The following is an 18,496-nucleotide window of genomic DNA, read 5'->3' as shown; positions in this document are numbered from 1 at the left end:
CCGACCGGCGCTGACCGGCCGGGCGGCCCGTGCTACGGGGTGTGCGGCGCCGCCACGGCGGCCCGGACCATCATCTGGCGCCGTCGGGACTCAGGTCGTCGTCGACCGCCTTGCGCGCGACGGCGGACTCGTCGGTCTCCATGGCGATGATCACGCCACCGCTGACGGCGCCGTCCAACGGCGCCAACGGGGTGCAGGCCACGCGAACGATCACCGGCCGGCCGCGCCGGTTCACCGCGTCGACCGTGGCCTCGCCCACCTCGCCGCCGGGCCCGAGCGCCGCCCGCAGCGGCACCCGCAGCTTCTCGAACGGCAGGCCGATGTCGAGGTTGAGGAAGTGCTGGCCGACGACCTCGCCGGAGCGCAGGCCCCACAGATCCTCGGCGCGGCGGTTCCACACCCGGATCCGCAGATCCTGGTCGACGACGGCGACCCCGGCCCGCAGGCTGGTCAGCACCGCTTCCAGGAACCCGTTGGCCTCGTCCAGCTTGGCGGTGTTGATGCGCAGCTGGTCGTTGATGCTCTGCAACTCGTCGTTGGTGGACTGGAGTTCCTCGTTCATCGTCTCCAGTTCCTCGTTGGTGGACTGGAGCTCCTCGTTGGTGGTCTCCAGTTCCTCGACCGTCGAGTGCAGTTCCTCGTTGGTGGTCTCCAACTCCTCGACCGTCGACTGCAGCTCCTCGTACGCGGATTCGAGCTGCTGGTTCGCGTGTTCGAGATCCTCCTGGAGCTTCCGGGCCGCGGTGACGTCGTGGAAGACGAGGTTGACGCCGAGCAGGCTGCCGTCGCCGTCGCTGAGCGGGCTGATCTGCACCTCGAGGTTCGTGGTGTCGCCGCCGCGCTGGTACTCGACGTCCGTGACCCGCAGCGTCCGCCGTTCCACCTGCGCCTGCTCGATGTAGCTGCGCAGCTCGACCGGCCGGTAGGACAGATCCAGGTCACGGAACGGCCGGCCGACGTCGCGCGAGGTGAGACCGAACAGCTTCTCCATCTGCCGGTTCGGCAACGCCACCAGCCCGTCCGAGGTGAGAACGAGCTGAGCGGGCGGACTGGCCGCGAACGCCTCGTTGCGCAGCCGGTCGAGTCCGGTGCCCGGCGTGGTCGACGGCTGCGGCGGCTCCACGAAGATCGCGCCGGGGGTGCTGGTGAGCCGGGGCACGCGCCGGAACACGCGCCGCTTCAGGTCGATCGGAGTGAACAGGGAGCCGTGACTCAACAGCATCTCGGCCTTGCCCAGGAACAGCACACCGCCGTCGGCGAGGGCGAAGTGGAACCGGCCGAGGATCCTCGCCTGGGTTTCGGTGTTGAAGTACATCAGGGTGTTGCGGCAGGTCAGCAGGTCGATGCGGGAGATCGGGGCGTCCTGCACGAGATCGTTACGGCCGAAGATCACGGAACGGCGCAGGTCCTGGCGGAACGTGTACCGCTGCGCGGACGCCTCGAAGTAGCGTTTCACGAGTTCCGGGGGGACGGCCTTGACGTCGCGCTCCGTGTAGGTCGCCTGCCGGGCCTCGTTGAGCTGTTCCTCGTCGACGTCCGTCGCGTAGATCTTCACCCGGTCCCGGAACGCCTCCGGCCCGAGGATCTCGGCCAGCGCCATGGCCAGGGTGTACGCCTCCTCACCGGAGGCACAGCCCGCGGTCCAGACCCGGATCACCGAATCGGCCGGCTTGTTGGCGACCAGGGTCTCAAGGACCTCGTGGCGCAGGTACTCCCAGGCCTCCGCGTCGCGGAAGAAGCCGGTGAGGTTGATCAGGATGGTGTTGAACAGCGCCGTGAACTCGCCCGGGTGAACCTGCAGGTAGTCGTGGTACTCCTGGTAGTCGCCGATGCCGACCTGGCCCATGCGCCGGTTCACCCGCCGGGTGAGGCTGGACCGTTTGTAGCCCGTGAAGTCGAAGCCGCGCGATTCCTTGAGGTAGACGAGCAGCGCTTCGAAATACGGATCAGTCGATTCCATCCAGTCTCCCAGGGTACGGAGCAACCTGCCCGGCGACGCTACCGCAGCCCGGTGAGGCGGTGGTGGACTCGGCCCGTTCCGGTGGTGTTGCCGTGGAGCCCAGCTGAGAGATCAGCCGGCGGATGGTCTCGCCCGCCGCCTCGGCGTCGGCGGCCATGTCGTGGAACCGTGCGCCCGTGGCGTTGTGCCGTGGCGTGCGGCTACGGGCCATCCGCCGGCTCAGCGCGGACTTCTCCTCCAGCGCCCGCAGCGCCATCCACAACGCCCCCTCCAGCGCGATGGCCTGTTCGTCGAGCAGGCTTTCCGGCGACCAGGCGTGCCCGACCCGGCAGCGGTAGCGCGGCGCCGACTCGGTGCCGATCTGGAACAGGGCGCCGCCGCAGGCGGGGCAGCCGTACCCCGCCGCGGGCTCGGCCAGTTCGTCGGTGGTCAACGGTTCGAGGCTCGAGATGGCGACCTCGGCGGTCAGCGTGTCGTCGTCAACCGCCACGGCCGTGGGACCGGACAGCTCCACGGTGGTGAGCCGGTCGAGCATGCCGCCCAGGTCGGCCGCGGCGGCGACGTACGCGCCCGGCGTCCGGGCGAGCGCGGCCTTCGGCATCCACGGGTACAGCGCGTCCGACGGCTCCTGCACCACGGCGGCGCCGCCGTGCGCGACGATGCTGGCCAGCCCGGCGGCGCCGTCGTCGCGCGAGCCCGACAGCACGACGCCGATCGACCGGCGCCCGGCCGCGCGGGCGACGGACCGGAAGAGCGGGTCGACGGCGGGACGGTGGCCGTTCTCCGCCGGCCCGCGCGTCAGCCGGATCCGGCCGTCCAGCAGCAACATGTGGTGATCGGTCGGGGCCACGTAGATGCAGCCGGGGACCAGTTCCGCCCCATCGACCGCGGTCGACGCGGTCAGCGGGCCGCTGCGACTCAGGATGGCGGGCAGGGCGCTCGGGGCGTCACGAGGAACGTGCAGGACGACCAGGAGCGCGCCGGAGAAGTCGGCGGGCAGCCCGGCGACCAGCGCGCGCAGTGCCTCGACCCCGCCTGCGGAAGCGCCCACCGCGACGATGTCCCGGTGCACTGCCGTCCCACGTGCGGGCATGTTGCCACACTATCGCTCGGCAGGGCACTCAGCTGATCTTGGGAAGTTGGAGATGTTCGGCGCGGGCCCGGCCATGCGGGCACGCCGCCGGATGGTCAGCGCCGCGGCGGAGTCGAAGAACAGTACGTGGTGCGGATGGCCGGCGGAACCGGTCGCTGGCCGTCACCAGCATCCGGCACGCCTCCACGCCGCGCGGCGGGTAGAACTCCGCCAACGGCAGGAGCTCGGTCTCCGCGCCGTGCAGCAGGAGCAGGTGGCCGTCCCAGCCGGGCACCGCGTCGCCGCTGTCCGAGTCCGTCACCCTGGTGCCGGTACCCATCGCGGGCAGGGTAACGGCCGAAAGGACATGATCGATGCCGTAGGCAAGGATCCGCCACACCGACTTGCCCGTTGCCGTCCGGGTTTACCCCTGATTCGGGCCGGGCATGCACAGGGCAGGCGGGGGAGGTGAGTGTGATGACCGCGCCGTTGGACTGGACGACCGTGAACGAGGGCGAGGGACGCGCCGTCGTGACGGTGCGGGGACGCCTCGACCTGGCCACCGCGCCGAGCCTGCGCCAAGCGTTGCTCAAATGCCTGGCGGAGCAGCCGGAGGCCCTGTTGATCGACCTGTCGGGCATGGAGGTCGCCGGCAGCACCGCGCTGTCGCTGTTCACCTCGGTCGCCCGGCAGGCCGCCAGCTGGCCGGGCACTCCGGTGCTGCTCTGCGCGCCGCCGGCGGTGGCCACCGAGCTGGAGCACGGTCGGTACGGCAAGCTGACGGTCCATCCCGATCTCGACGCGGCGCGACGCGCGGCCCCGCATGAGGGCACGGCGACCCGGTCGGTCTTCGACCGGCTGTTGCCGGTCACGGGAGCGGTCCGGCACGCGCGGGACATGGCCACCGACGCGTGCGCGCGGTGGGGCCTGCCGCACCTGACCGGTCCGGCCTGCCTGGTGGTCAGCGAGCTGGTGGCCAACGCCGTCGAGCACGCCGGCACGATGATCACGTTGCAGATCTGCCACCGGGGCCGCTACCTCAACATCGCGGTCCACGACGGCTCACCCACACCACCCGAGTTGATCAAGCTGCAGGCCCTGGATCGGGAACGCGGCCGCGGCATCATGCTGGTCGACAGCGTCGCGGCGCACTGGGGCTGGCTGCCCTCGCGCGAGGGCAAGGTCGTCTGGGCGACGCTCGCCACCTGACGGGCGGCGGCCGAAGGCAAGGGGACCTCGGCAGCGGGGCCCCGAAAGACAATGGCCCGGCGGGATCCACGGCCGCCGGGCCATTGTCGGTCTGTGCCGGTGGCGCACCGGCGGCGCGGTCAGCCCTTGACCGCGCCGGCCGTCAGCCCGGACACGAGGTGCCGCTGGGCGAAGAAGAACACCACTCCCGCCGGCACGGTGATCAGGACCGCCGAGGCCGTCAGGTACTCCCACTGCGGGTTGAACGCGGGCACGAACTGCTGCAGGCCGTACCCGAGGGTGAACTTGCTCTTCTCCTGGATGAACGCGGTGGCGTAGGCGACCTCGCCCCACGCGGTGAGGAAGGAGAAGAACGCGGTGACCGCGATGCCGGGCCGGGCCAGCGGCAGGATGACCCGCCAGAACGTGGCGAACGGCCCGCACCCGTCGAGGTGCGCCGCCTCGTCCAGCTCGGTGGAGATCGAGTCGAAGTAGCCCTTGAGCATCCACGAGCAGAACGGAACGGCGATGGTCAGGTACGCGATCACCAGCGAGCCGAGCGTGTTGATCAGGCCGAGGTTCGCCATGATCACGTAGATCGGCACGATGAGGATCGAGACCGGGAACATCTGCGTCACCAGGAACACCAGCAGCAGCTTGCGGCGCCCCGGGAAGTTGAACCTCGACAGCGCGTACCCGGTGGTGGCCGACATCAGCACGCCGATCGCGGTGGTGGCAATCGCGACGATCACCGAGTTGAGCGCCCACCGGGGGAACATCGTCTCGGTGAGCACGTACCGGTAGTTGTCGAGGGTGGGTTCCTTGATGAGGCTGATCTCGGTGGCCTGGATGTACACCCCGGGCTTGAACGACGACAGCACGACCCACACGATCGGGAAGACCGCGATCAGCGTGGCGATGATCAGGGTGGCGTGCATCGCGATCGACGCCAGCGGTGAGCGGCGGCTCCGGGGCCTGCGCCTGGCTTCTACCTGAGCGGACATGTCACCACACCTCGCCTTGCTTGCGCAGCGCCCGCCGGTAGAACACCGAGAACACGAGCAGGATGGACAGGATCAGTACGCCGTAGGTCGAGGCGAGGGAGTAGTTGCGGATGCCCTCGAAGGCGGCCCGGTAGGCGCCGGTCACCAGGATCTCGGTCTGCCCGGCGGGCTGGCCGCGGGTGACCAGGAAGATGATCGGGAACATGTTGAACGTCCAGATCGTCCCGAGCAGCAGCACGGTCATGCTGACCGGGCGCAGGCCGGGCAGGGTGACGTTCTTGAACTTCTGCCACGGGGTGGCGCCGTCGATGGTGGCCGCCTCGTACAGCTCGGCGGGGATCGCGGTCAGGCCGCCGAGCAGCGACACGATCATGAACGGTACGCCGAGCCAGATGTTGGTGATGATCGCGGTGGACAGCGCGGTCCACTTGTCGTCGAACCAGTGCACCGGGTCCAGGCCGACCGCCTTGAGCAGCGCGTTGACCACGCCGAAGTCGTGGTTGAACATGAACCGCCAGGAGAACGCGCTGACGAAGCCGGGCACCGCCCAGGGCAGGATCAGCAGCACCCGGTAGAAGCTGCGCCCGCGCATCGGACGGTTGAGCAGCACCGCCAGGCCCAGACCGATGCCGTAGGTGAAGACGACGCAGGTGACGGTCCAGATGATGGTGGTCCAGAACTGGGGCCAGAACTGGCCGATCTGGCCGCTGAGCACCTGGATGTAGTTGTCGAGGCCGACGAACTCCCAGGCGTTCGGGTTCGCCTGGCAGGTCAGCTCCCCGGTGATCGACGGGGTGCACAGCTCGCGCTGCTGGTTGGCCTCGGTGAGGTCGGTGAAGGACAGGTAGATCCCCCGGGCGAGGGGGTAGAAGACCAGGACGCTGAGCACGATCACCACGGGCGTGACCATCGCCCAGGCGTACCAGTGCTTGTCCCAGCTGCGCCGCAGCCGCCCCGGCGGGGCCGGCTCGCGGACCGGCTCGGGGGTCGGGGTGCGGCGTCCGACCGTTGCGGTGCTCATCGCTGCTCCACTTCCGGGGGAAGGCTCCAACGCGGCTGGCCGCCGACCCGAGGGCCGGCGGCCAGACGATCAATCAATCAGTTGCTGTAGTCCTTGACGACCTCGGACTTGTAGGTCTTGGCGACCGTGTCCAGCGAGGCCTTCGGGTCCTTGTTCTGCACCAGCACCTCGACGGCCATCTTGTCCATCGGGCCGAAGAACTGGCCGCCCTCGGGGATCCAGGGACGGGCGACCGCGCTGTCGAGAACCGGCTTGAACGCGGCGACCGTGGCGTTGTTCTTCACCGCGGGCAGGTCGTAGGCCGACGTGCGGGTGGGCAGCAGGCCGAGCTTCTCGGCGAGGAACGCCTGCGACTCCGGCGAGGACATGAACTTGACGAAGGCGACCGCGGCCGGGACCTTCTCCTGCGGCATGCCGGACCAGATGGTGTAGTTGTGGCCACCGACCGGGCCACCCGCCTTGGCGCTGCCACCGGGCACCGGGGCGACACCGAGGTTCTCCAGCCCACCGAAGGTCGGGGCCGACTTGATGTTGTTGACCTCCCACGGGCCGTTGATGATCATGGCGACCTTCTGCTCCTTGAACAGGGTCATCATGTTGCCGTAGGCGTCGTTGGCCGGGGGCTTGACGGCGGTGCCGTCCTTGACCAGGTCCTGAGCGATCTTGACGCCGGCGACGGCCTGCGGGCCGTTCACGGTGATCTTCTTGGCGGCCGCGTCGACGACGTCGCCGCCCTCGCCGTAGATGAACGGCAGCAGGAAGTAGCCACCGGAGTTGATGAACAGCGCCTGCTTGCCGGTCTTCGACTTGATGGTCGCGGCGGCGGTCTTGACCTCGGCCCAGGTCTTCGGGGCGGCGGTGATGCCCGCGGCCGCGAACATCTTCTTGTTGTAGAGCAGCGCGAGCGAGTCGGTGACCTGCGGGACGCCGTAGGTCTTGCCGCCGAACTTGTTGGACGACATCGGGGTCGCGAGGAAGTCGCTCTCGTCCTTGAGCAGCTCGGAGCCGTCCAGGTTGTAGAGGTAGCCCAGGGAGGCCAGCTCCGGCACCCAGGCGACCTCGGCGCGCAGGATGTCCGGGGCGCCCGACTTGGCGGCGGCGGACGTCTTGAACTTGTTCTGGGCGTCCGCGAACGGCACCGACTGGTAGTCGACCTTGACGTTCGGGTACTCCGCGTTGAACTTCTTGATCAGCTCCTGGAACGCCGGGCCCTCGTTCTTCGGGTCCGAGGTGTCCCACCAGGTCAGCGAAGCGCTGAGCGACTTGGGGTCAGTCGCGGCCTTCTTGTCGCTGCTGGTGCTGCTCTTGTCGTTGCCGCTGCACGCCGCGGCAGTGAGCGCCACGGCCAGGGCGGTGGCGATCATACCGACGCTACGAATGCGCATCGGATCTCCTGTCGATTCTCGTGTCATGGACCCGGGGGACGGGTGCCATGGCCTAAGGGGTGGGATCGCCGCCGTCCGGCGGCTGGTGACCGGAGTCACGCTAACACGCAAGTAAAACGTGTTAGGTAACTGTTTCTTAACGAGATCTTCCCACCGTCGTTCGCGAGACGTGCTCCTCCCTTCGGAGGATGCGGGACAGGCTCGCGGACGCCGGAAATCCGTGCTAAACAGTGCACGACGGCAGTAACCGTTTACTAAACTTCACACTGCGTGAGCTGATAGTCTGGCCGCAGTACACGCCCCGAGGGAGCGCAATGGCAGCGAAGGACGCCCCCGCCGGCCGGGGCAGAGCCACCTCCAGCGACGTCGCCGCCGCCGCCGGTGTCTCCCGTTCCGCGGTCTCCTTCGCCTTCAACGACCCCGCCCGGGTCTCCACCGCGACCCGCGAGCGGATCCTCGCCGCCGCCCGCGACCTGGCCTACACCCCGCCGCCGTCCGGCCGGGCCGTGCGCAACCGCCGGACCCAGTGCCTCGGCGTGCTGCTCCCGCACGACATCCCCAAGGCGATGGAGAACCCGTACTACTCCCGGTTCCTCATGGGCATCGGCCAGGTGTGCACCCGGGAAGGGTTGTCCCTGCAGCTCATGCCCCCGGTCGGCGACTCCCTGGTCAAGGTCATCCGGGAGGCCGCGGTCGACGGATTCGTCGTGTGTGGACTCGACACCGACCGCGGCGAGATCGCCGAACTGAGCCGCCGGGCCCTGCCGTACGTGCTGGTCGACAGCGACGCGCCGGACGGCGGCGCCGCCAGCGTCGACGTCGACGACCGCGACGGCGCCCGCCACGTCGCCCAGCACCTGCTCGACCTCGGGCACCGCCGGATCGCCGTACTGAGCATCGAACACCGCTCCGACCAGCCCGCCCGCACCTACCGCGACCCCATGGTCCGCCGGATCGCCGGCATCGAGGACGCCCTGCGCACCGTCGGCATGGGCCGCCGCGACATCACCGTCACCGAGGCGCCCTGCACCCGGATGGACGGCTACCGCGCCGCCCAGGCCATCATGGCGGCCCGACCCCGGCCCACCGCGCTGATCGTGCTGGCCGACCTGATGGCGTTCGGCGCCATCGACGCCCTGCGTGACCTCGGCCTGGACGTGCCGGGCGACGTCTCCGTCACCGGCTTCGACGACCTGCCGGAGGCACAGTGGAGCCGGCCCCGGCTGACCACCGTGCGCCAGCCCATCGCGGCCAAGGGCCGGATCGCGGGCGACTTCCTCGTCTCCGCGATCCGGGGCGAGGACCAGCACCCACACCAGCTCCTGCACACCGCCCTGATCACCCGGGAGTCCAGCCGCCCACCGGCGGACCTCATCCAGGACCTCTCCGCGTAAGCAGGCCGTCCTCCCCCACGTGTGTGAACCACCGACCGTTCACGGCCGGTGGCGCCCCGGCCGTGCCTACGGTGCTGAGGTCAGGGAGGTGGGTTCATGCGGACCACACGACGGCGCCCGCTGCGGGCGGGACTGGCCGTACCCGCGGCCACGGCAGCCGGCCCGGCCTGGGCCGGGCCCGCCGAAGCCGAGCGTCCCGACGATCACGGCGACCGTCGGGACGCTGGACGGCACCGGCACCCCGCCGGCCCTGCCACCGGACACGAATGTCGCCATGGTCAGCACCGTACGTCGAACGCCGCCGGCCTCCACTCGTCTTCGCCTCGACCGGGGAGCACCGTGATCACTGGAGCTCATGCCATCCTGTTCAGCACCGACGCGGAACAGGACCGCGCCTTCCTGCGCGACAAACTCGGCCTCGCCGGGGTGGACGCCGGTGGCGGCTGGCTCATCTTCGCCCTGCCGCCCGCCGAGGTGGCCGTCCATCCCGCGGAGACCGGTGGGGCCTGCGAGCTGTACCTGATGTGCGACGACGTCAACGCCACCATCGCGGAGCTGCGCGGCCGGGGCGTGGAGCTGCGCGGCGAGGTCCAGGACATGGGCTGGGGCCTGCTCACCTCGATACCACTGCCCAGCGGTGGCCAGCTCGGCCTCTACGAGCCCCGCCACCCGACCGCACCGCACTGAGCGGCTCGGTTCTCACCGCGGGGTGCCCTCACCCGTTCCGGCGATCCACGCGGCGGCGTCGCCGGACAGGGCGAGCTCCAGGCAACGCGCCTGGTGCGGCGGCAGCGGCGGCACCGAGCCCGGATCGAACCAGCCGACCTCGACGGACTCGTCGTCGTTGACCCGGGCATCGCCACCGAGGACCCGGCACCGCAGCCCGATGGAGAGCCAGTACACCTGGTCGCCGTTGGGCGCCACGGACAGGTCGAGGGCCTCGACGGCCAGCAGCCGCTCCACGGCGACCTCCATGCCGGTCTCCTCGTACACCTCGCGGACCGCGCCGGCCGCCGGCTGCTCGCCCGGCTCCAGGCATCCCGTCGTCAGGGCCCAATCGCCGGTGTCGGAGCGACGGACCAGCAGCACGCGGCCCTGCTCGTCGAGGACCACGGCGATGACGCCGGGCAGCGGCAGCGGGTCGTGGCCGATCTTGGCGCGCAGGGCAAGGACGAATTCCGGGATAGCCATGCCAGCACCCTACGAACGGCCGGCCAGCGTCCTAGCCGACAGCGCGCAGAGCCGCGGCATGACCGTCCCGATCGGTCCAGGCAAGCAAGGGAGGCGAGCAGAATGCGTCCCGGTCTTGAGATCCGGATCGGCGGCAAGGCCGAAACCGAATCTCACAAGGGCCAGCTCCTTGAGGTCTACCGCAACGCATACGCCGACAAGCTTGACAACCCTTTCCTGTCGGAGGAGAGGCACTGGGAGCGACTTCAAGCCTACGCTTCGGCGGACGGATACGCCCTCGCGGAGGGATGGATGGATGATTGCATGGTGGGGTGCGCGCTCGGCTACCGATTGCCAGCGAATTCGCGGTGGTGGCAAGGGCTTCTCGCGGACATCGAACCCGAACTGATTGCTGAGGACGGCACCCGAACGTTCGCGCTCACATACATGATGGTCAGAACAGAATTCCGTCGCCAAGGTATCGCCAGAACAATACATGACGCACTGCTGGGCGATCGTCCCGAGGCACGAGCCACTCTGCTGGTGCAGCCGTCCAATACGGTCGCGCGCCACGCATATGACGCATGGGGCTGGTACGAAATCGGGAAGCTGAAGCGTTGGATTCGCTGTCCACCACTGCGTGAGGATGATCAGGCCGGTGGGGGGATGCGGCGGCGTACGTCGTCGACTGTGGCGGGTCCGGGCTGCCAGGTGCTCACCCAGGCGCCGTCGGAGGCCGGGGTGACGATGCCCTCCTCCAGGAACGCGTAGCGCCCGTCGAGCGCCCGCCGCGCCAGCCGTACGTCCAGCGAATCGGTGTTGTCCCACAGATCGGCGAACAGCGCCTCCGCCCGCAGCCGCGCCTGCCGGCAGAACAGATCGGCCAGTTCCACGCCCTCCGGCCGGTCCCGCCGCTCGGCGCGGGCGCGGACGCACACCGCCGACATCGCGAACAGTTCGGCGCCGATGTCCACGACCCGGGCGAGGAATGCCTGCTTGCGTTCCATCTTGCCCTGCCAGCGCGACATGGCGTAGAAGGTGGACCGGGCGAGCTTGCGGGAGGCGCGCTCGACGTACCTGAGGTGGGCGGCGAGGGGCCCGAACCTGCCGTACCCGGTCGGCACCTGGCCACGGCCGACCGCGAGGGTGGGCAGCCACTTCGCGTAGAAGGCTCCGGCCCGTGCCCCGGCGCGGGCCTTGCGGCCGAGCCCGGCGTCCGGGTCGATGATGTCGCCCGCGACCGACAGGTGCGCGTCGACCGCCTCGCGGGCGATCAGCAGGTGCATGATCTCGGTGGAGCCCTCGAAGATGCGGTTGATCCGCAGGTCGCGCAGGAGCTGCTCGACCTCGGCCGCGCGTTCGCCGCGCGCGGCCAGCGACGGTGCCTTCTCGTAGCCGCGGCCGCCACGGATCTGGATCAGCTCGTCGGCGATCTGCCACGCCATCTCGCTGGCGAACAGTTTGACCAGAGCCGCCTCGATGCGGATGTCGTTGCGGTCGTCGTCGGCGATCACGCAGCACAGGTCGAGCATGGATTCCATCGCGTACGTGGTCGCGGCGATGAAGGCGATCTTCTTGGCGACTGCCTCGTGCTGCCCGACGGGGCGTCCCCACTGGACCCGCTCGGCCGACCATTCGCGGGCCACGTTGAGGGCCCACTTGCCCGCGCCGACGCACATCGCGGGCAGCGACAGGCGGCCGGTGTTCAGTGTGGTCAGCGCGATCTTGAGCCCCTTGCCGAGGCCACCGATGACGTTGCCCTCGGGCACGAACACGTCGTGGAAGCGGGTCACGCTGTTCTCCAGGCCGCGCAGGCCGAGGAACTCGTTGCGGCGTTCCACCGTGATGCCCGGTGCGTCGCCCTCCACCACGAACGCCGTGATGCCCTTGTCGGGCACCCGCGCCATCACGACCAGCAGGGTGGCGATGGTGCCGTTGGTGGCCCACAGCTTCAGCCCGTTGAGCCGGTAGCCGCCCTCGACCGGCTCGGCGACGGTGCCCAGCCGTGCCGGGTCGGAGCCGACGTCCGGCTCAGTCAGCAGGAACGCGGACACCTCGCCCGCCGCCAGCCGGGGCAGGAACGTCTTCTTCTGCTCCGGCGTACCGAAGATCTTCAGCGGCTGCGGGACGCCGATCGACTGGTGCGCGGACAGCAGCGCGGCGACCGCGGGGCTGACCGAGCCGATCAGCGTCAGCGCCTTGCAGTAGTGCAGGTTGGGCAGGCCGAGCCCGCCGTACCCTTTGTCGATCTTCATGCCGAACGCGCCGAGCTCGGCGAGGCCGTGGAACACCTCGTCGGGGATGCGGGCCTCGCGTTCGATGCGGGCGCCGTCCATCCCGGAGCGCACGTACGCGTCCAGCCGGGCGAGGTAGTCGTCGGCGTCGGGGCGGGGCTCGACCGTGGGCCACGGGTCGATGAGGTCGAGACAGAACCGGCCGAGGAACAGTTCCTTGCCGAAGCTGGGCTTGCGCCACTCGGACTCGCGGGCGGCCTCGGCGACCTGCCTCGCCTGCTTCTCCGAGACGTCGGCCGGCTTGCGCTGCGTCGTGGTCACGGCTTAACCCCCTCGATCCGAGTACGGTTACCAGACCGCGAAGACGCTCCACTCGGCGCCTCCGGGACCCCGCTAGCGCCACGCTACCCATCCGTATTACCGGGTGGTAGCCCTCTGCGCATATTCGCGATTCCGTCGGGCCGGGGACTGGACGCCCCGGACCCGCCGTCAGTCGACCACGCTCACCGGGGTGCCGGGCGCGATGGCGCTGAGCAGCCTGCGCTGTCCGGATTTGGGCACCCGGATGCAGCCGTTGGAGACACTCTTGCCGAAGCTGCCGCCGCGGTGCCAGCTGTGGATCCCCGTGTGTGCCCCGCGCAGCGCGGGAGGCACCGCATGCCGGTCGTCCGGGACGGAGCCCAGCACCAGGGCGTCGAGACCGCCGTAGACGGCACCGCCGGGCGTGCTGCGGCCCAGCACGAAGCTGCGGCCCAGCGGGGTCGGGGTCGCCGGTGAACCGGTGGTGACGGTCCACCGCGCCACCAGGGCCCCGTCGCGCAGCCAGGTCAGTTCGTGCGTGCGCCGCCGCAGGATCAGGTGGTCCCGCAGCGGCTGGACGGCCCACCGACCGGCGGGCAGCCAGCCCATGGTCCGGTTGATCGAGGGCAGCAGGACGGCAACCCAGCCGCCGCGCCGCATGAGGATCGGCACGGTGACCGGCACGCCGCTGATCGACGGTGGCAGAAACGCCCGGGGCCGGCCACCGGGGGCGTCGTAGACCGCGAGCCGGGCGCGGGGACGCAGGCCCTCGGTGAGCGCCGCGGTCGACTGCGGCGTGGGGTCGGGCGGAAAGCCCCCCGGAACGGACCGGTAGTCGATCACGGGGAGATCCGCGGGTGCGGCACGGGCCGGGAGTGCCGGTTGCTGCCCGGGCCGGGCCGTCGACGGCGCCGGGCGGACCGCGGTCGACGCGGCGGTACGGTCCACCTCGCGCAGCCGCAGGGTCACCGCCCCACCCGCGACTGCGACGAGGAGGACGACGGCCAGCAGGTATACGGGCGCCGGGCGACGGAGTCGATGGTCGTCGGGGCCGCGCGGCACCCGCCCAAGGTTACGGAGCCATGGTCGGTCTCGCTCGCGGGACGGCGAGGACCACCGGATCGGTGGACGGGCCGATACTGATCATTCGGTGGATCCACCGTGGTCAGCCCGCCCCGGCGTCGAAGAACTCCTCGATACACATATCTTCCCCGCAATGAAGCTGTAAACAAGCTACGGAATTTGAGGTATTGACGCCCTTGATAGCCTGTCCGCAGTGATTGATTGGGAGTGCGCTCAGGAAGAGGCGCCTACCTGCGCACCACTCCCTTATCTCAAGGGGGAATCATGAAACGCACGGCAGCGTGGCTGACGGCTCCGGTGGTGGCGATCGTTCTCGGCGTTTTCGGCCTGGTCGGTCCGGCACAGGCGGCCGGGCCCTACTGGTGGCGCAACATCGCCACCCAGCGGTGCCTGGACAGCAACACCAGCGGAAGTGTCTACACGCTCGGCTGCAACGGCGGCAGTTTCCAGTTGTGGACGTGGACCGGCTCCTCCTCGTCAGTGGAGCACCGCAACTACGCGACCGGATTCTGCCTGGACAGCAACACCAGCGGCAGCGTCTACACGCTCCGCTGCAACGGCGGCAATTTCCAGCGCTGGCGGCGGAGCGGTCAGCAATGGATCAATGTGGCGACCGGCAGGTGCCTGGACAGCAACACCGGCGGGAGTGTTTACACACTTCCCTGCAACGGCGGCGCATTCCAGCGCTGGGAATGAGAAGCGCCGGTAGCACCCGCGCCAATGTGCGGTAAACGGGTGTCGTGATCGCGACAAATGAGCGACCGCGCGATTCCCTGATCCGTGCCGATCGGGGAATCGCGCGGCGCTTCGGTGTCAGGTCGCCCGCGGAGGCTGTCGACGGGGTCGCGGTCAGCCTCGAAGCTCGGGCAGGAGCCGGGTGGCGACGTCGACCAGGACCGCCTCGTCGCCCGCGTACCAGCTCTCGGTCCGGGGCCAGTGGGTGATGACGTCGGTGAAGCCGAGCCGCGCGGCCCGGGCGACCTGTTCGGCGAAGAAGTCGGCGTTGGCCAGCGAGAAGACCGGCGCGGCGTCGAGCAACAGGTGACGGTCCAGAGTGTCCGGGTCACGGCCCGCCGACGCCAGCGCCGCGTCCATCCGGGTGGACAGCTCGGCCACCGAGGACCACCAGCTCTCCAGGTCGTCGAAGACGGTGCCGGTGGTGACCCAGCCCTCGCCGAAGCGCGCCGCCAGGCGCATGGAGCGGGGACCGTTCGCGGCCACCAGGAACGGCACCCGGGGACGCTGGACGCAGCCCGGGTTGTTGCGGGCGTCCACCGCGGCGAACCACTCCCCCTTCCACGTGGTGCCGTCCGTCCGCAGAATCAGGTCGAGCAGCTCGGTGAACTCGGCGAACCGGTCCACCCGCTGCCGCGGCGGCAGCTCCTCGCCGCCGAGCACCAGGGCGTCGAAGCCGATGCCGCCCGCGCCGAGGCCGAGCAGCAGCCGGCCGTCGCTGACGTCGTCGACCGCCGTGATCTGGCGGACGAAGGCCGCCGGGTGGCGGAAGTTCGGCGAGGCGACGAGGGTGCCGAGCCGGATCCGCGAGGTGACCGTGGCGGCGGCGGTGAGCGTGGTCATCGAGTCGAACCACGGCCCGTCGACCAGGTCGCGCCAGCCGAGGTGGTCGTAGGTCCAGGCGTGGTCGAAACCCCACGCGTCGGCCTGCCGCCAGCGCTGCCGCGCATCCGACCAGCGCTGATCGGGGAGGATCACAATGCCAATCCGCATGATCGTCAGCGTACGGGGCGGCGCGGCCGCGGCCGCGCCGAGCACCCGGGACCGGGCGGAGCCCCACCGGAACCGCCCGGTCCCGGTGCGATTCAGCCGCCGGCCACGCAGGTGCCGTCGGAGTCGATGTTGTTGCCGAGGTCGACGATCCGGGCCCAGACGGCCCGGCAGTCGGACGGCCCGCTGTCGCTGGTGTTCCCGGTGACCGTGCTGTGCCGCAACTCCACCTTTCCGGGGCCGGGTGTCCCCGGCGGACCGGGGATGTAGCCGAGGGTGATGTTGATGCCGCCGCCGCCCTTGTCGGCGTGGTTGCGGCTCACGGTGCTGTCCACCACGGTGACGGTCTGCGGGCCGCGCACGTCGATCCCGCCGCCGTACCCGGCGAGCTCGCCGGGACGGGTCGGGTCGTAGGGGTCGGTGACCCGGTTGTCGGTGATCACCGAGTTCTCCACCCGGCCGCTCCAGTCGAACCGGATGCCGCCCGCCTCGCCCGCCTCGTTGCGGTCGACCAGGCTGTCGCGCAGCGTCATCGTGGCGAACGGGATGTTCTGCACGGCGCCGCCGAACCGCGCGCGGTTGCCGGTCAGGTGGACCCGCTCCATGGTCAGGTCGGAAGCGTTGAGCACCGCGCCGCCGCCGTAGTAGTTGTAGAGCGACGCCACCGGCGCCGACACCCCGCCGGTGATGGTCAGGTCCACCATCGTGGCCGGTCCGAGCGTGGTGAAGACCCGGTCGAGACGTCCACCGTCGAGCACCGTGGTGTCGCGTCCGGCGCCCTCGACCCGGGTCCGCTTGAAGATCTTCAGGTTGCCGTGGGCGGCATCGGCCAGCGTGTAGTCGGTGAAGGCGCGGCCCAGCAGCGGCGGGATGGTCAGCCGGTAGCGACCGGCCGGGATGACGATGGTCGAGCCCGGGTTGGCGTTGGCTTCCATGGTGGCGGCACGCACGGTGCAGGCGCCGGCGGCGCTGGCGCAGCGGCCGTCACCGGGGTCGGCGTCGGGGGCGTCGGCGGTGCTGTCTACCTGGTAGCGCCCGGCGGCCGCGTGCGCAGGGGCGGCCGGGACGAGGACGGCGGCGGCCGCGAGGGTCGCGACGGCGAACTCCCGGCACACCCGGGAACGTTGAGGTGAGGTCCACATGGCGAGTGGTTACCGACAAGTAGGCCACACCAAACGGACAGAAACAAAGAAATATATGAATTCTTATGCGGCCCGCGTCGGTTGCGCCGCGCTCTCCAACCGCCCACCGGTACGCGCCAGCAACGCGGTCAGCTCGGCGGCGGGCATCGGCCGGGCGAACAGGAAGCCCTGGGCCAGCGGGCACAGCAGGTCACGCAGCCGGTCGGCCTGCGCCGCGGTCTCCACCGCCTCCGCCACCGTACGCAACCGCAGGCTGCGTGCCATCTGCACGATGGCCTGCAGGAACGCCGTGGAGTCGCCGCGCCCGTCCTCGTCCTGGACGAACGCCCGATCGATCTTGAGAACGTCGACCGGCAGGGTACGCAGGTAGGCCAGCGAGGAGTACCCGGTGCCGAAGTCGTCGACGGCCACCCGGACGCCCTCGCCGCGGAGCCGGTCGAGCACCTCGCGGGCCGCGGCCGCCTCTGCCCCGACGTCGGCCACCACCACGGTCTCGGTGATCTCGACGACCAGCGCGGCACCCGCCAGGGACTGCTCCTCCAACGCGTCGAGCACCACGTCGGCGATGTCGGGCTCGCGCAGCTGGCGGCCGGACACGTTGACGGTGACGGCGATGCCGTACGCCTCGTACCACGGCCTCACGTCGGCCAGCGCCCGGCGCAGCACCCAGGCGCCCAGCGGCACGATCAGCCCGCTCTCCTCGGCGATCGGGATGAACTCCCCGGGTGGAATCCAGCGCGTCCCGTCCGGCCAGCGCACCAGGGCCTCCACGGCGGTGACCGCGCCCGTGACCAGATCGACGACCGGCTGGTAGTGCACCTCGAGGGTCTCGTCGGCCAGTGCCCGGCGCAGGTCGGCGATCAGCCGCATCCGGCGGTCCCGGGCCTCGGCCAGGGCGTCGGAGTAGACCTCGACCCGGTTCTTGCCCGCACCCTTGGCCGCGTACAGGGCCATGTCCGCCTTGCGCAGCGCCTCGACGGTGCCCGCCGGCCCGGCGGCGCGGAGCACCCCGACGCTGGCCGTCACCAGGCTCTCCCGCTCGCCGAGCTGGAACGGTTCCCGGACGGCCTCGACCAGGGCCCAGGCGACGTCCGTGCTCGCCGCCGCCCGCTCCCCCACCAGCAGCACCGCGAACTCGTCGCCGCCGAGCCGGACCAGCAGCCCGTCGCCGACGGCCTGCCGCAGCCGCTCGGCCACCGCGATCAGCAGGGTGTCGCCGACCGCGTGGCCGTACAGGTCGTTGACGTCCTGGAACCCGTCCAGGTCCAGCAGCAGCAGCGCGTGCGCGCCCGTCACGGCGTCCAGCCGGTCGCGCAGCAGGTTGCGACTGCCCAGACCGGTGAGGTCGTCGCGCAGCGCCCGGGCGGTCAGCTCGGCCCGCAGTTCCTGCTGCTCGTGCAGCGCGGCGTTCAGTTCCACCGCCTGGCTGTCCAGTTCCACCGCCCGCCGGTGGGGCCAGCAGGCCGAGCCGCGCCACCAGCAGCACCGCCGTGGCGGCGGCGACCACCATGGGCACGATCAGGTCGACCGGTGAGACGCCGTGCCCGCGCAGCAGCACGGTGCCGACCGCGACGGCCGGGCCGATCAGCGCCAGCAGGACGTAGAGGCTCAACCGCGCCGGGGAGGCGAGCGGCTGGACCCGTTCCGTCGAGCCGGTGGAGCGCACCATCGACGGGTGCAGCGTGGCCGCCCCGAGGAACGCGTACGCCAGGATCCACAGCGACCCGCTCGCCGCGCCGCTCATCGCGGGCACGTCCCAGGCCAGGCCGAGGTAGTAGACCATGTCGCCGGCCATGACCAGGGACAGCCCGCCCAGGA

General features: G+C 70.4%; 17 protein-coding genes and 1 pseudogene. 5 read left to right on the top strand and 13 right to left on the bottom strand.

The features are described 5' to 3' along the window. Positions 1-70 precede the first annotated feature (70 nt). Genes EV385_RS29965 through EV385_RS29955 form a run of 3 tightly spaced genes read right to left on the bottom strand, consistent with a single transcriptional unit; the run spans position 71 to position 3,372 of the window. Positions 71-1,960: a CheR family methyltransferase gene (locus EV385_RS29965; protein ID WP_130512501.1), complete on the bottom strand. Its 1,890-nt coding sequence runs from the start codon at positions 1,958-1,960 to the stop codon at positions 71-73. Then, entirely contained in the window at positions 1,947-3,053 is a 1,107-nt protein-coding gene (locus EV385_RS29960; RefSeq protein ID WP_130512500.1) for a chemotaxis protein CheB, read from the bottom strand. The genes EV385_RS29965 and EV385_RS29960 overlap by 14 nt, the downstream gene beginning before the upstream one ends. 28 nt (positions 3,054-3,081) lie before the next feature. After that, a complete protein-coding gene (locus tag EV385_RS29955; RefSeq protein ID WP_130512499.1) occupies positions 3,082-3,372 on the bottom strand; it encodes a hypothetical protein in 291 nt (96 codons plus the stop codon). A 137-nt stretch (positions 3,373-3,509) separates the two neighbouring features. On the opposite strand from EV385_RS29955, the gene EV385_RS29950 reads away from it, so the two are divergent. Then, positions 3,510-4,241: an STAS domain-containing protein gene (locus tag EV385_RS29950; RefSeq protein ID WP_130512498.1), complete on the top strand. Its 732-nt coding sequence runs from the start codon at positions 3,510-3,512 to the stop codon at positions 4,239-4,241. A 119-nt stretch (positions 4,242-4,360) separates the two neighbouring features. On the opposite strand, the gene EV385_RS29945 is transcribed toward EV385_RS29950, so the two are convergent. The 3 genes from EV385_RS29945 to EV385_RS29935 all read right to left on the bottom strand — a co-directional run bounded on the left by EV385_RS29945 (position 4,361) and on the right by EV385_RS29935 (position 7,630). After that, positions 4,361-5,224 carry a sugar ABC transporter permease gene (locus tag EV385_RS29945; protein ID WP_130512497.1) on the bottom strand — a complete coding sequence of 288 codons (864 nt, stop codon included), beginning with the start codon at positions 5,222-5,224 and terminating at the stop codon, positions 4,361-4,363. Position 5,225: 1 nt separating this feature from the next. Next, positions 5,226-6,245, bottom strand: coding sequence for a carbohydrate ABC transporter permease (locus tag EV385_RS29940; protein ID WP_242625151.1), 1,020 nt, complete (start codon positions 6,243-6,245; stop codon positions 5,226-5,228). Between the two features lie 77 nt (positions 6,246-6,322). After that, on the bottom strand, positions 6,323-7,630 hold the full coding sequence (locus EV385_RS29935; RefSeq protein WP_130512496.1) for an extracellular solute-binding protein: 1,308 nt from the start codon (positions 7,628-7,630) through the stop codon (positions 6,323-6,325). Positions 7,631-7,944: 314 nt separating this feature from the next. Here EV385_RS29935 and EV385_RS29930 point away from each other — a divergent pair, with 314 nt between their 5' ends. Beyond that, a complete protein-coding gene (locus tag EV385_RS29930; RefSeq protein WP_130512495.1) occupies positions 7,945-9,024 on the top strand; it encodes a LacI family DNA-binding transcriptional regulator in 1,080 nt (359 codons plus the stop codon). Positions 9,025-9,090: 66 nt separating this feature from the next. On the opposite strand, the gene EV385_RS29925 is transcribed toward EV385_RS29930, so the two are convergent. Further along, entirely contained in the window at positions 9,091-9,300 is a 210-nt protein-coding gene (locus tag EV385_RS29925) for a hypothetical protein (protein WP_130512494.1), read from the bottom strand. Between the two features lie 63 nt (positions 9,301-9,363). Here EV385_RS29925 and EV385_RS29920 point away from each other — a divergent pair, with 63 nt between their 5' ends. Further along, positions 9,364-9,711 carry a VOC family protein gene (locus tag EV385_RS29920; RefSeq protein ID WP_130512493.1) on the top strand — a complete coding sequence of 116 codons (348 nt, stop codon included), beginning with the start codon at positions 9,364-9,366 and terminating at the stop codon, positions 9,709-9,711. Positions 9,712-9,723: 12 nt separating this feature from the next. Here EV385_RS29920 and EV385_RS29915 read toward each other — a convergent pair whose 3' ends face one another. Next, entirely contained in the window at positions 9,724-10,215 is a 492-nt protein-coding gene (locus EV385_RS29915) for an NUDIX hydrolase (protein ID WP_130512492.1), read from the bottom strand. A gap of 102 nt (positions 10,216-10,317) precedes the next feature. On the opposite strand from EV385_RS29915, the pseudogene EV385_RS36205 reads away from it, so the two are divergent. Beyond that, a pseudogene (locus tag EV385_RS36205) lies at positions 10,318-10,773 on the top strand (GNAT family N-acetyltransferase); the annotation flags it as partial. 71 nt (positions 10,774-10,844) lie between these two features. Here EV385_RS36205 and EV385_RS29910 read toward each other — a convergent pair. Both EV385_RS29910 and EV385_RS29905 read right to left on the bottom strand, forming a co-directional pair. Next, positions 10,845-12,749 carry an acyl-CoA dehydrogenase family protein gene (locus EV385_RS29910; RefSeq protein WP_130512491.1) on the bottom strand — a complete coding sequence of 635 codons (1,905 nt, stop codon included), beginning with the start codon at positions 12,747-12,749 and terminating at the stop codon, positions 10,845-10,847. A 168-nt stretch (positions 12,750-12,917) separates the two neighbouring features. Then, the gene (locus EV385_RS29905) at positions 12,918-13,790 is read right to left on the bottom strand and encodes a L,D-transpeptidase (RefSeq protein ID WP_130512490.1); all 873 of its coding nucleotides are present in this window, start codon (positions 13,788-13,790) and stop codon (positions 12,918-12,920) included. Positions 13,791-14,075: 285 nt separating this feature from the next. On the opposite strand from EV385_RS29905, the gene EV385_RS29900 reads away from it, so the two are divergent. Beyond that, entirely contained in the window at positions 14,076-14,507 is a 432-nt protein-coding gene (locus tag EV385_RS29900; protein WP_130512489.1) for an RICIN domain-containing protein, read from the top strand. A gap of 153 nt (positions 14,508-14,660) precedes the next feature. Here EV385_RS29900 and EV385_RS29895 read toward each other — a convergent pair whose 3' ends face one another. From EV385_RS29895 to EV385_RS29885, 3 genes are all read right to left on the bottom strand, one after another. Continuing rightward, positions 14,661-15,539, bottom strand: a complete 879-nt coding sequence (locus tag EV385_RS29895) for an LLM class flavin-dependent oxidoreductase (RefSeq protein WP_130512488.1) — start codon at positions 15,537-15,539, stop codon at positions 14,661-14,663. 92 nt (positions 15,540-15,631) lie between these two features. Next, positions 15,632-16,678, bottom strand: coding sequence for a right-handed parallel beta-helix repeat-containing protein (locus tag EV385_RS29890; RefSeq protein ID WP_130512487.1), 1,047 nt, complete (start codon positions 16,676-16,678; stop codon positions 15,632-15,634). A gap of 63 nt (positions 16,679-16,741) precedes the next feature. Then, positions 16,742-18,118, bottom strand: coding sequence for a putative bifunctional diguanylate cyclase/phosphodiesterase (locus tag EV385_RS29885; protein ID WP_130512486.1), 1,377 nt, complete (start codon positions 18,116-18,118; stop codon positions 16,742-16,744). Positions 18,119-18,496 lie beyond the last annotated feature (378 nt).

Source organism: Krasilnikovia cinnamomea (assembly GCF_004217545.1).
Taxonomy (GTDB): domain Bacteria; phylum Actinomycetota; class Actinomycetes; order Mycobacteriales; family Micromonosporaceae; genus Actinoplanes; species Actinoplanes cinnamomeus.
This window is presented reverse-complemented; position numbering and strand designations above follow the sequence as displayed.

Bases quoted from the DNA above. Each gene is read 5' to 3' on its own strand.
- EV385_RS29965 (WP_130512501.1), bottom strand. From the start codon at position 1,960: ATGGAATCGACTGATCCGTATTTCGAAGCGCTGCTCGTCTACCTCAAG.
- EV385_RS29960 (WP_130512500.1), bottom strand. From the start codon at position 3,053: ATGCCCGCACGTGGGACGGCAGTGCACCGGGACATCGTCGCGGTGGGC.
- EV385_RS29955 (WP_130512499.1), bottom strand. From the start codon at position 3,372: ATGGGTACCGGCACCAGGGTGACGGACTCGGACAGCGGCGACGCGGTG.
- EV385_RS29950 (WP_130512498.1), top strand. From the start codon at position 3,510: ATGACCGCGCCGTTGGACTGGACGACCGTGAACGAGGGCGAGGGACGC.
- EV385_RS29945 (WP_130512497.1), bottom strand. From the start codon at position 5,224: ATGTCCGCTCAGGTAGAAGCCAGGCGCAGGCCCCGGAGCCGCCGCTCA.
- EV385_RS29940 (WP_242625151.1), bottom strand. From the start codon at position 6,245: ATGAGCACCGCAACGGTCGGACGCCGCACCCCGACCCCCGAGCCGGTC.
- EV385_RS29935 (WP_130512496.1), bottom strand. From the start codon at position 7,630: ATGCGCATTCGTAGCGTCGGTATGATCGCCACCGCCCTGGCCGTGGCG.
- EV385_RS29930 (WP_130512495.1), top strand. From the start codon at position 7,945: ATGGCAGCGAAGGACGCCCCCGCCGGCCGGGGCAGAGCCACCTCCAGC.
- EV385_RS29925 (WP_130512494.1), bottom strand. From the start codon at position 9,300: ATGGCGACATTCGTGTCCGGTGGCAGGGCCGGCGGGGTGCCGGTGCCG.
- EV385_RS29915 (WP_130512492.1), bottom strand. From the start codon at position 10,215: ATGGCTATCCCGGAATTCGTCCTTGCCCTGCGCGCCAAGATCGGCCAC.
- EV385_RS29900 (WP_130512489.1), top strand. From the start codon at position 14,076: ATGAAACGCACGGCAGCGTGGCTGACGGCTCCGGTGGTGGCGATCGTT.
- EV385_RS29895 (WP_130512488.1), bottom strand. From the start codon at position 15,539: ATGCGGATTGGCATTGTGATCCTCCCCGATCAGCGCTGGTCGGATGCG.
- EV385_RS29890 (WP_130512487.1), bottom strand. From the start codon at position 16,678: ATGTGGACCTCACCTCAACGTTCCCGGGTGTGCCGGGAGTTCGCCGTC.